The sequence below is a fragment of the Kitasatospora sp. NPDC056783 genome (genome assembly GCF_042789895.1).
In the GTDB taxonomy this organism is placed as follows: domain Bacteria; phylum Actinomycetota; class Actinomycetes; order Streptomycetales; family Streptomycetaceae; genus Kitasatospora.
Map to the genome: position 1 here is coordinate 34,350 of NZ_JBHUAF010000021.1, position 10,688 is coordinate 45,037.

A 10,688-nucleotide genomic window follows, 5' to 3' on the forward strand; every position below is an offset into this window, starting at 1 on the left:
AATCGAAGGAAAAGTGCCCCGGGTGGGATTCGAACCCACGCTGTATGGTGTTTGAGACCATCGCCTCTCCCGCTGGGCTACCGGGGCGCCCATGGATTCGAAGGTTGAACTTCGGACCCGTTGGTCTCAAACATACCGTGTCTCGGTACCCTCGTGCATGCAGTACCCCGCCGGAACTAGGAGCCCCGTGAGCACCGCCGACGAGCAGGCGCAGCCGCTTGAGACCGATACGCCCCAGATCACCCGGATCGTGATCGCCGAGGATGAGGCGCTGATCCGTCTCGATCTGAAGGAGATGCTGGAGGAGGAGGGGTACACCGTCGTCGGGGAGGCCGGGGACGGGCAGACGGCGGTGCGGCTCGTGGAGGAGCTGAAGCCGGATCTGGCGATCTTCGATGTGAAGATGCCCGTGCTGGACGGCCTGTCGGCCGCCGAGCAGATCCACGAGAAGCACCTGGCGCCGGTGCTGATGCTGACGGCGTTCTCGCAGCGGGAGCTGGTGGACCGGGCGCGGGACGCGGGGGCGATGGCGTACATCGTCAAGCCGTTCTCGAAGTCGGACCTGGTGCCGGCGATCGAGATGGCGGTGTCGCGGTACGCCGAGATGCGGGCGTTGGAGAAGGAGATCGGGGATCTCAGTCAGCGGCTGGAGACCCGGAAGCTGGTGGACCGGGCGAAGGGTGTGCTCCAGACGAAGTTCGGGCTGAACGAGCCGGCCGCCTTCCGGTGGATCCAGAAGACCTCGATGGACCGGCGGATGACGATGGCCGCGGTGGCCGAGGCGGTCATCGAGGAGGGCGAGGCCCAGGACCGCAAGAAGGCGGAAGAGGCCGACAAGGCCGACAAGGGCGAGTAGGGCACGTACGGAAGGGGCCCGGCAGAACGTTTCTGCCGGGCCCTCCGTCGTGTGCGGGGCGTCAGTCCTCGCCGAGGTAGGCCTTGCGGACGGACTCGTCGTGGAGGAGGTCGGCGCCCGTCCCGGAGAGGACGACGCGGCCGGTCTCCATGACGTAGCCGCGGTCGGAGAGCGAGAGCGCCGCCTGGGCGTTCTGCTCGACCAGGAGGATGGTCGTCCCGGTCGACTTCAGTTCGACGATGGTGGACATGATCTTCTGCATCATCAGCGGCGAGAGCCCCATCGAGGGCTCGTCCAGCATGAGCAGCTTCGGCCGGGACATCAGTGCGCGCCCCATGGCGAGCATCTGCTGTTCGCCGCCGGAGAGGGTGCCCGCCGCCTGTCGGCGGCGTTCGCCGAGGATGGGGAACAGGTCGTAGGCCCGCTCGACGTCCGCGGCGATGCCGGGGGCGTCGGCGCGCAGGAAGGCGCCGAGGAGGAGGTTCTCCTCGATGGTCATCCGGGGGAAGATGTGCCGTCCCTCGGGGGAGTGGGCGAGGCCGAGCGCGACGATCTTGTGGGCGGGGACGGTCGAGAGGTCCCGGCCGTCGAAGGCGATGCGTCCGGCGGTGGGCTTGAGCAGGCCGGACAGGGTGCGCAGGGTGGTGGTCTTGCCGGCGCCGTTGGTGCCGATGAGGGTGGTGACCTCGCCCTGTTCGACGGTGAAGCTGATGCCCTTGACGGCTTCGATCTTGCCGTAGGCGACGCGGAGGTCCTCGACCTCGAGGAGTGCGGTCACTGGTCGGTCTCCGTAACGGCCGGGGTGGTGCCTTCGAGCGGGGCGCCCAGGTAGGCGGTGATGACGCGTTCGTCGTTCTGGACGGTCGCGCGGTCGCCCTCGACGATCTTCCGGCCCTGGACGAGCACGGCGGTGCGGTCGCAGAGGTTGAAGATGAAGCGCATGTCGTGCTCGATGACGAGGATGGAGATGCCCCTGTCGCGGATCGCGAACACGAGTTCCTCGGCGGCCCGGGTCTCCTGGGGGTTCATGCCGGCGGTGGGCTCGTCGAGGAGCAGCAGGCCGGGTTCGGAGGCGAGGGCGCGGGCGATCTCCAGCTTGCGCTGTTCGCCGTAGGGGAGGTTGCGGGCGAGGTGGTCGGCCTTCGCGGCGAGGCCGGTGAACTCCAGGAGTTCCATGGCCTTTTCGCGGCTCAGGGCTTCGGCGCGGTGGTAGCCGGGGCCGCGCAGGATGGCGGAGAAGATGCCTTCCTTGGTGCGGGTGTGCCGGCCGACGAGGACGTTCTCCAGGACGGTCATGTTGGCGAACAGCCGGATGTTCTGGAAGGTGCGGGCGATGCCGGCCTGGGTGACCAGGTGGGGTTTGGGGGGCAGCAGGGTGCCGTGGTAGCGGACGGCGCCTTCGGTGGGGACGTAGAGGCCGGTGAGGCAGTTGAAGAAGGTGGTCTTGCCGGCGCCGTTGGGGCCGATGAGACCGATGATCTCGCCTTCGCCGACGGTCAGGGAGACGTCGTTGACGGCGGTGAGGCCGCCGAAGCGCATGGTGACGCCGGTGACTTCGAGCAGGGGTGCGGCGGTGGTGGTCATGGGGTGGGTCACGCCCCTGCCTTGGTGAGTGCGGTCGGCTCGCCGGTGCTCCGGGCCGGGAGGGCGGCCTCGTGGAACTCCAGTTGTCGGCGGCGGTTGGGGATGAGGCCTTCGGGGCGTACGCGCATCAGGATGATGAGGGCGGCGCCGAAGGCGAGGAGCTGGTAGTCGGCGAGGAATTCGAGCTTCTTCGGGATGAGGAAGAGCAGGGTGGCGCCGGCCAGCGGGCCGCTGATGGTGCCCATGCCGCCGAGGATGACGGCGGCGAGCAGGAAGGCGGAGTTCGGGGGGAGGGCTTCGGCGAAGGTGTACTGGTCGGGGGTGACGGTGTAGCTGACGTGGGCCTGGACGGTGCCGGCCAGGCCGGCGAGCAGGGCGCCGAGGGCGAAGGCGAGGAGTTTGAGGCGGAAGCCGTTGATGCCCATGGCTTCGGCGGCGGTCTCGTCCTCGCGGATGGCGACCCAGGCGCGGCCGATGCGGGAGTTGCCGACCCGGGCGAAGATCAGCACGACGAGGGCGGTGACCAGCAGCATCAGCAGGTAGTAGTTGGAGAAGCGGCCGAGTTCGACGCCGAGGACGGTGTGCGGGCTGCCGAGGTCGAAGCCGAAGATCTCCAGGTCGGGGATGCGGGGGATGCCGTTGGAGCCGTTGGTGACCTTGGGGCCGGTGGTGCCGTTGAGGTTGAGCATGGTGATGCGGAAGATCTCGCCGAAGCCGAGGGTGACGATGGCGAGGTAGTCGCCGCGCAGCCGCAGGGTGGGGGCGCCGATCAGGACGCCGAAGACCATGGAGACGACGGCGCCGGTGAGCATCGCGGCCCAGAACGGGAACTGGACGTGGATGGGCGAGGCGGGGGAGCCGGAGACCAGGGCGGCGGCGTAGGCGCCGACGCCGAGGAAGGCGACGTACCCGAGGTCGAGCAGGCCGGCCAGGCCGACGACGATGTTGAGGCCGAGGGCGACGGTGGCGAAGATCAGGATGTTGGTGGCGACGGAGGTGTACTGGTCGCTGGTCTGGGTGAAGGGGAAGCTCGCGGCGGCGGCGAAGGCGGCGCCGGTGGTGACCGGGCGGTGCTTGACGGTCAGGGCGCGCAGCCGGGCGATCAGGCCGGACCGGGCGAGGGCGGGGGCGGCGAGGGCGACGAACAGCAGGTAGCCGGTGAAGAGTTCGCCGTACTCGGTGTCGATGCCGAAGGTGATCGCGAAGAGTCCGAGCCCGAAGGCGAGGACGATCAGGAGGATCTCGACCCAGGAGGGGAGCGGGCGGGGGGCGGCGAGCGGGTGGTCGGTGCGGCCCAGTCGCAGCGCGGTGTTGGCGAGGTGGCCGAGCTGGAGCAGCAGGACGGCGCCGGCCGCGAGGGCGAGGCCGCCGGCCAGGGCGGTCAGGACGGGGGCGACGGGCTTGTCGGCGGGGACGGCGTGGGCGCCGAACCAGACGAGCGGTGCGGCCGGGACGAGCAGGAAGAGCCGGTTGTCGAGCAGGCGCAGCGGGACGGCGGTGCGGCGGTCGAGTGGCAGGCCGAGGGCGCCGATGACGGTGAGGAGGCCGCCCGCGGCGAGGATCCAGCCGCCGGGTTCGAGGTTGGCGAGGCCGCCGAGTTCGCCGGCGATGGCGGCGACGGAGTAGACGGCGACGGCGAGGCCGCCGGTGGCGGCGTAGAGGACGGCGTTGTTGCTGCGGGTGGGGGCGGTCCAGCGCAGGCCGGGGACGCCTTGGGCGCCGAGCAGCAGGAGGAGGGTGAGGAGGCCGGCGGCGAGGGCGAGCCATTGGAGGCCGGCGGGGGAGCCGTCGTAGGTGAGGTCGCCGGGGAAGTCGGGGGTCCAGGTCCAGTGGAGGGCGGCGGAGGCGGCGGTGGCGAGGGCGCCGAGTCCGGTGAGGGCCGCCGCGGCGCGGGCGGGCAGGGGGATGACCGGCGTGGTCTCGGTGGTGGTCATGGTGGTCACGCCCTGTCCGCGACGCGCTCGCCGAGCAGGCCTTGGGGCCGGATCAGGAGTACGAGGATGAGGAGTACGAAGGCCCAGACGTCCTTCCAGGCGCCGCCTCCGAAGAGGTGCATGCCGGGCAGGTGCTGGATGTAGCCGGTGGCGAGGGCTTCGGCGAGGCCGAGGGCGAGGCCGCCGAGCATGGCGCCGTAGATGTTGCCGATGCCGCCGAGGACGGCGGCGGTGAAGGCCTTGAGGCCGAGGATGAAGCCCATCCGGAAGTCGACCTGGCCGCTGCGCAGTCCGTAGGCGACGGCGGCGACGGCGGCGAACGCGGCGCCGATGGCGAAGGCCATGACGATGATGCGGTCGGTGTCGATGCCCATCAGCTTGGCGGTGTCGGGGTCCTGGCTGGTGGCCTGCATGGCGCGTCCGGAGCGGGTGCGGGTGACGAACCAGCCGAGGGCGAGCATGCACAGGGGGGCGGCGATGATCAGGAAGAGGTCGCTGCGCTGGATGGTGACGGAGCCGAGGCTGAACGGGTCTCCGGGGAGTTTGGGGAAGACCCGGGCCTTCTTGGCGTCGGGGTAGAAGGAGAAGACCAGTTGCTGGAGGAAGATGGACAGCCCGATCGCGGTGATCAGCGGGGCGAGCCGGGGGGCGTTGCGCAGGGGGCGGTAGGCGAAGCGCTCGGCGGCGACGGCGGTGAGGGTGGAGACCAGGATGCCGGCGATCAGCATGAGCGGCAGGGCCAGCCACAGGGTGGTGCCGCCGGGGAGGGCGAGGTAGGCGGTCAGGGCGCCGAAGCCGCCGACCATGACGATCTCGCCGTGGGCGAAGTTGATGAGCTGGACGATGCCGTAGACCATCGTGTAGCCGATCGCGACGAGTCCGTAGAGGGCTCCGAGGATCAGGCCGTTGGCCAGCTGCTGCGGTAGGTCGTGCACCGCTGGGCCTCCGTAGTGCGTTCGGGGGTGTCCGCGTGGGTGGTGGATGTGGGTGCGCGCGGGGGCACTCGTGGCGCCCCCGCGCGCTGTGGTGGTGAAGTGGCGCCTGTGGAGCAGGTGGTGACTGTGTGTCAGCCCTTGAAGGTGCCGGACTTCTCCACGGCCCACTTGCCGTCCTTGGCGGTGTAGACGGTGAGCTGCTTGTTGGTGGTGTCGCCGAATTCGTCGAAGGAGACGGTGCCGGTGACGCCGGCGAAGGAGACCTTCTGGACGGCGTCGCGGACGTTCACCCGGGTGAGTTCCTTGCCGCCGGCCTTGGCGGCCTTGACGGCCTGGATGATGGCGGAGGCGCTGTCGTAGGAGTAGCCGCCGTAGGTCTCGTAGGCGTCCTTGTAGCCGGCCTTCTTGTAGTCGTCGATGAACTTCTTGGCGGTGTCGAGGCTTTCGATGGGCAGGCCGACGGCGGTGGCGAAGTCGCCCTGGCTCTTGGGGTTGAGCTTGAGGTAGTCGGCGCTCTGCATGCCGTCGCCGCCCATCAGGGGGATGGTGACGCCGGCTTCCTTGAGCTGGAGGGAGAGCGGGCCGGCGGCGGGGTACTCGCCGCCGTAGTAGACGGCTTCGGCGCCGGAGCTCCTGACCTTGGTGACGATGGCGGCGAAGTCGCGGTCGTCGGGGTTGACGTGCTCCTCGCCGGCGAGGGTGCCGCCGAGTTTGGTGAACTCGCCCTTGAAGGTGGCGGCCAGGCCCGCGCCGTAGGCCTTCTGGTCGTCGATGAGGAAGACCTTGGTCTTCTTGGCGTCGTTGTAGAGGAACTGGGCGGCGAAGGGGCCCTGGATGGCGTCGGTGGCGGCGGTGCGGAAGTAGGACTGGAAGGGGCGCTTCTTCACGCCGCTGGCCCACTTCTCGCCCTGGGTGAGGTCGACGCCGGTGTTGGCGGGGGAGACCTCGGCGAGCTTGGCGTCGTCGAAGATCTGCTGCATCGACTGCGCCACACTGGTGTTGAGCGGGCCGACGACGCCGAGGACCTTGGGGTCGCTGACGAGTTGGGTGGCGTTCTGCTGGCCGGGGGCGGGCTTGCCGGTGTCGTCGAGGGCCTTGATCTCGAACTTGACGCCGGGGACCTCTTTGGTCTCGTTGGCCTGCTTGATCGCGAGGTCGACGGAGTTGCGGATGCCGAGTCCGAGGGCGGAGAGGTCGCCGGTGAGCGGGGCGTCGACGCCGATGACGACGGTGGTCGTGCCGGAGTCGGCGTTGCCGCCGTCGCCGCTCTTCTTCTCTCCGCGGGAGCCGCAGGCGCTGAGGGTGAGAGCGCCGATCACGGCAATGCTCACGACAAGTGCTGAACGATGACGCACGAGGGTCCCCTTCGGTTCAGGAGGCGCCCGCGCCTGAATGGCGGGAGCCGGAGTGCGCGGAGGGCCGGGCCCAATCGAATGGCGCGGTGACTGGCCGTGACTCTAGATGTCGCTGGGCGGCTCGGGCAGTGCTGCGAGCAGGCTGTGATTCTCTTGTTATGAGCACACGGATTATTTGTCTCAACATGCGGTCGTTCCGGCTCGATCGAACCCGTGTTGTCGGGATCTGACGTGCCGACAGGTCGATGTAAGGCCCAGAAATGGGGGTTGCAGCTGGCAGCTCCGACTATCGGACACTGGTGTCCGAGGCTCTGCCTTCGGCCTTGAGTGTCCGTATAGCGGACATCGAAGGTGCGGCGAGGGTGCCCCAGGGCGCTCGTGAGCACCGGAAGTGGCAATTGATCGGATTTCCTACTTGTTACGTAGCGTTACATGCGCGGGTTCGCGGCGGCCCGCGCTCCGGCGGCGCCCGGCCGCGGTCGGGCATGCCGACGCCCCCTCGCTCAGACCAACGCCTGCCCAGGGTGGCGGATGGTCAAACAAGGGGGCGGAAAAGGGACTTGATGTTGTCCGGAGTGAACTCGCGGACGCCGTAGGGACGTTGTGGATCTGCTGCGGGCGAGTCCGGTCAGAGGTCGCGCAGCATGCAGGTCAGCCGGCAGCTGGTGATCCGCCGGCCGGTGTCGTCGGTGATCGCGATCTCGTAGGTGGCGGCGGTGCGTCCCTTGAACACGGCCGTCGCCACCCCGGTCACCAGTCCGGAGGTGGCCGAGCGGTGGTGGGTGGCGTTGAGGTCCACGCCGACCGCGTACCGGCCGGGGCCGGCGTGCAGCATCGCCCCGATCGAGCCCAGCGTCTCGGCCAGCGCCGCCGACGCGCCGCCGTGCAGTAGCCCGTACGGCTGCTGGTTGCCCTCCACGGGCATGGTGCCGACCACGCGGTCGCCGGAGGCCTCGACGATCCGGATGCCGAGCTTCTCGCCGAGGTGGCCGCCGGAGAAGGTCCCAGGGGTCACGCCGAGCTTGGCGAAGTGGTCCAGCACGTCCTGCGGGACGTTCAGGACGGGGGCGGTGCCCGGGTCGGTGTCGGGGGCGGTGCCCGGGTCGGTGTCGGGGGCGGTGCCCGGGTCGGTGTCGGGGGCCGCGTCGGTCATGGGGAGCTCCTGCCGCTCGGGGATCTGCCGCCTGTGATCGTACGACCGTCCTACTGGTAGGTAACAGCTCCGGCCGGACCGGCGCGGCGTCCCTTTTGTCGGTGCCGGGCCATAGGATCGGTGGCCGGTAGTGGAATCGGCAGGAACGGACGTTGACGTGGCTACGCAGAGTACGGACAAGGGCGCGACGGGTGGCGGCGGGGCCGGCCGGCGGCCCCGGCTGATGCTGCTCGACGGGCACTCGATGGCCTACCGGGCCTTCTACGCCCTGCCCGTGGAGAACTTCAACACCTCCACCGGCCAGCCCACCAACGCGGTCTACGGCTTCGCCTCGATGCTCGCCAACACCGTCCGGGACGAACAGCCCACCCACCTCGCCGTCGCCTTCGACCTCTCCCGGCAGACGTTCCGCTCCGTCGAGTTCCCCGACTACAAGGCCAACCGGGCCAAGACGCCGGACGAGTTCCGCAGCCAGATCGGCCTGATCGGCGAACTGCTCGACGCCATGCACATCCCCCGGCTGACGGCCGAGGGCTTCGAGGCCGACGACATCATCGCCACCCTGGCCACCGCCGCCGAGGCGGCCGGCTACGACGTCGACATCGTCACCGGCGACCGCGACTCGCTCCAACTGGTCACCGACCACGTCACCGTGCTCTACCCGACCAAGGGCGTCTCCGAGCTCACCCGCTACACCCCGGAGAAGGTCGCCGAGAAGTACGGCGTCACCCCGCGCCAGTACCCGGACCTCGCCGCGCTGCGCGGAGACCCGTCCGACAACCTGCCCGGCATCCCCGGCGTCGGCGAGAAGACCGCCGCCAAGTGGGTCAACCAGTTCGGCTCCTTCGACGAACTCGTCACCCGCGCCGACGAGGTGAAGGGCAAGATCGGCGAGAAGCTGCGCGACCACCTCGACTCGGTCAAGCGCAACCGGGTGCTCACCGAGCTGGTCCGCGACGTCGAACTCCCGCTCGGCGTCACCGACCTGGAGCGCAAGCCGTTCGACAAGGACGCCGTCGGCACCCTGATGGAGTCGCTGGAGTTCCGCAACGCCAACTTCCGCGACCGGGTCTTCGGCGTCGACCCGTCCACCGGCGAGGCCTCGGCGGAAGCCGAACTCGCCCCCGGCGTCGAGGTCGACGGCGAACTCCTCACCGACCCGGGCACCCTCGCCGCCTGGCTGGCCGAGCACGCCGCCGACGGCAAGACCACCGTCGCCCTGGCCGCCGTCTACCAGTGGGCGCTCGGCACCGGCGAGGTCACCGAAGTCGCCCTCGCCGCAGGGGAGTCGGCCGCCTGGTTCGACCCGGCACTGCTCGCCGAGGAGGACGAGCGGGCCTTCGCCGACTGGCTCGCCGACGCCGCCGCCCCCAAGGCCCTGCACATCGCCAAGCAGGTCATGCGCGCCTTCGCCGAGCGCGGCTGGACCATCGCCGGCGTCGTCGCCGACACCGCGCTCGCCGCGTACCTGGAGAAGCCCGGCCGCCGCACCTTCACCCTGGAGGTGCTCGCCGAGGAGTACCTGGCCCGCTCGCTCACCCCGGCCCCCGCCACCGAGACCGGCCAACTTGCGTTCGACGCACCGGAGGAGGACGAGACGGCCGCGGCCCAGTCGCTGATGCTCCAGGCCCGCGCCGTCCTCGACCTCGCCGCGCTCTTCGACACCCGCCTCACCGAGGTCGGCGCCGCCGGGCTGATGCACGACATGGAACTGCCGATCGCCGCCCTGCTGGCCCGGATGGAGCGCTACGGCATCGCCGCCGACCGCGAGTGGCTCACCGGACTGGAGGCCCAGTTCGCCGCCGAGATCCAGCGCGTGGTCGAGGAGGCGCACGCCGCCGCCGGGCACGAGTTCAACCTCGGCTCGCCCAAGCAGCTCCAGGAGATCCTCTTCGGCGAGCTGGCCCTCCCCAAGACCAAGAAGATCAAGACCGGCTACACCACCGACGCCGACGCGCTCACCTGGCTCGCCACCCAGACCGACAACGAACTGCCGGTCATCCTGCTGCGCCACCGCGACCAGGCCAAGCTGCGCACCACCGTCGAGGGCCTGCTCAAGACGGTCTCGCCCAAGGGCCGCATCCACACCACCTTCAACCAGATGGTCGCCGCCACCGGCCGGCTCTCCTCGCAGGACCCGAACCTGCAGAACATCCCGGTCCGCACCGAGGAGGGCCGGGCGATCCGCCGCGCCTTCGTGGTCGGCCCCGGCTACGAATCGCTGCTCACCGCCGACTACTCGCAGATCGAACTGCGGATCATGGCGCACCTGTCCGAGGACGAGGCGCTGATCGAGGCCTTCCTCTCCGGCGAGGACCTGCACACCACCGTCGCCTCCCAGGTCTTCGAGGTCCCGGGCGCCGCGGTGGACGCCGAGATGCGCCGCAAGATCAAGGCGATGTCCTACGGCCTGGCGTACGGGCTCTCCGCGTACGGGCTCTCGCAGCAGCTCGGCATCAAGCCCGGCGAGGCCCAGGGCCTGATGGACACCTACTTCGAGCGCTTCGGCGGCGTGCGGGACTACCTGCACCGGGTCGTCGAGGAGGCGCGGGCCACGGGCTACACCGAGACGCTGCTCGGCCGCCGCCGCTACCTGCCGGACCTCAACAGCGACAACCGCCAGCGCCGCGAGATGGCCGAGCGGATGGCCCTCAACGCCCCCATCCAGGGCTCGGCCGCCGACATCGTCAAGATCGCCATGCTCCGGGTGGACGAGGCGCTGCGCGCGGCCGGCCTCACCTCCCGGATGCTGCTCCAGGTGCACGACGAAATCGTGCTGGAGCTGGCCCCGGGCGAGCGCGAGCAGGTCGAGGCCCTCGTCCGCGAGCACATGGCGGGCGCCTACCCGCTGCGCGCCCCGCTGGACGTCTC

8 protein-coding genes and 1 tRNA gene are annotated in these 10,688 nt (G+C 70.0%); 2 read left to right on the forward strand and 7 right to left on the reverse strand.

The window, feature by feature from the left end:
• Nucleotides 1-14: 14 nt before the first annotated feature.
• A tRNA-Leu gene (locus ACFRMQ_RS05810) sits at nucleotides 15-87 on the reverse strand.
• Between the two features lie 70 nt (nucleotides 88-157).
• Between ACFRMQ_RS05810 and ACFRMQ_RS05815 the strand changes: the two genes are divergently transcribed.
• Entirely contained in the window at nucleotides 158-856 is a 699-nt protein-coding gene (locus ACFRMQ_RS05815; protein WP_380727329.1) for an ANTAR domain-containing response regulator, read from the forward strand.
• A 61-nt stretch (nucleotides 857-917) separates the two neighbouring features.
• Here ACFRMQ_RS05815 and ACFRMQ_RS05820 read toward each other — a convergent pair whose 3' ends face one another.
• The 6 genes from ACFRMQ_RS05820 to ACFRMQ_RS05845 all read right to left on the reverse strand — a co-directional run bounded on the left by ACFRMQ_RS05820 (nucleotide 918) and on the right by ACFRMQ_RS05845 (nucleotide 7,817).
• On the reverse strand, nucleotides 918-1,634 hold the full coding sequence (locus ACFRMQ_RS05820; protein ID WP_380727332.1) for an ABC transporter ATP-binding protein: 717 nt from the start codon (nucleotides 1,632-1,634) through the stop codon (nucleotides 918-920).
• Nucleotides 1,631-2,440 carry an ABC transporter ATP-binding protein gene (locus ACFRMQ_RS05825; protein ID WP_380727345.1) on the reverse strand — a complete coding sequence of 270 codons (810 nt, stop codon included), beginning with the start codon at nucleotides 2,438-2,440 and terminating at the stop codon, nucleotides 1,631-1,633. Before ACFRMQ_RS05825 ends, ACFRMQ_RS05820 begins: the two co-directional genes overlap by 4 nt.
• A gap of 8 nt (nucleotides 2,441-2,448) precedes the next feature.
• Nucleotides 2,449-4,374 carry a branched-chain amino acid ABC transporter permease gene (locus tag ACFRMQ_RS05830; RefSeq protein ID WP_380727347.1) on the reverse strand — a complete coding sequence of 642 codons (1,926 nt, stop codon included), beginning with the start codon at nucleotides 4,372-4,374 and terminating at the stop codon, nucleotides 2,449-2,451.
• Nucleotides 4,375-4,379: 5 nt separating this feature from the next.
• Nucleotides 4,380-5,309: a branched-chain amino acid ABC transporter permease gene (locus ACFRMQ_RS05835; RefSeq protein ID WP_359819021.1), complete on the reverse strand. Its 930-nt coding sequence runs from the start codon at nucleotides 5,307-5,309 to the stop codon at nucleotides 4,380-4,382.
• Nucleotides 5,310-5,440: 131 nt separating this feature from the next.
• On the reverse strand, nucleotides 5,441-6,664 hold the full coding sequence (locus ACFRMQ_RS05840) for an ABC transporter substrate-binding protein (protein WP_380727335.1): 1,224 nt from the start codon (nucleotides 6,662-6,664) through the stop codon (nucleotides 5,441-5,443).
• Between the two features lie 628 nt (nucleotides 6,665-7,292).
• Nucleotides 7,293-7,817, reverse strand: a complete 525-nt coding sequence (locus ACFRMQ_RS05845; RefSeq protein ID WP_380727337.1) for a PaaI family thioesterase — start codon at nucleotides 7,815-7,817, stop codon at nucleotides 7,293-7,295.
• Nucleotides 7,818-8,040: 223 nt separating this feature from the next.
• On the opposite strand from ACFRMQ_RS05845, the gene polA reads away from it, so the two are divergent.
• Nucleotides 8,041-10,688: DNA polymerase I (polA, locus tag ACFRMQ_RS05850; RefSeq protein ID WP_380727349.1), on the forward strand; the 2,648-nt coding region annotated here is incomplete at its 3' end.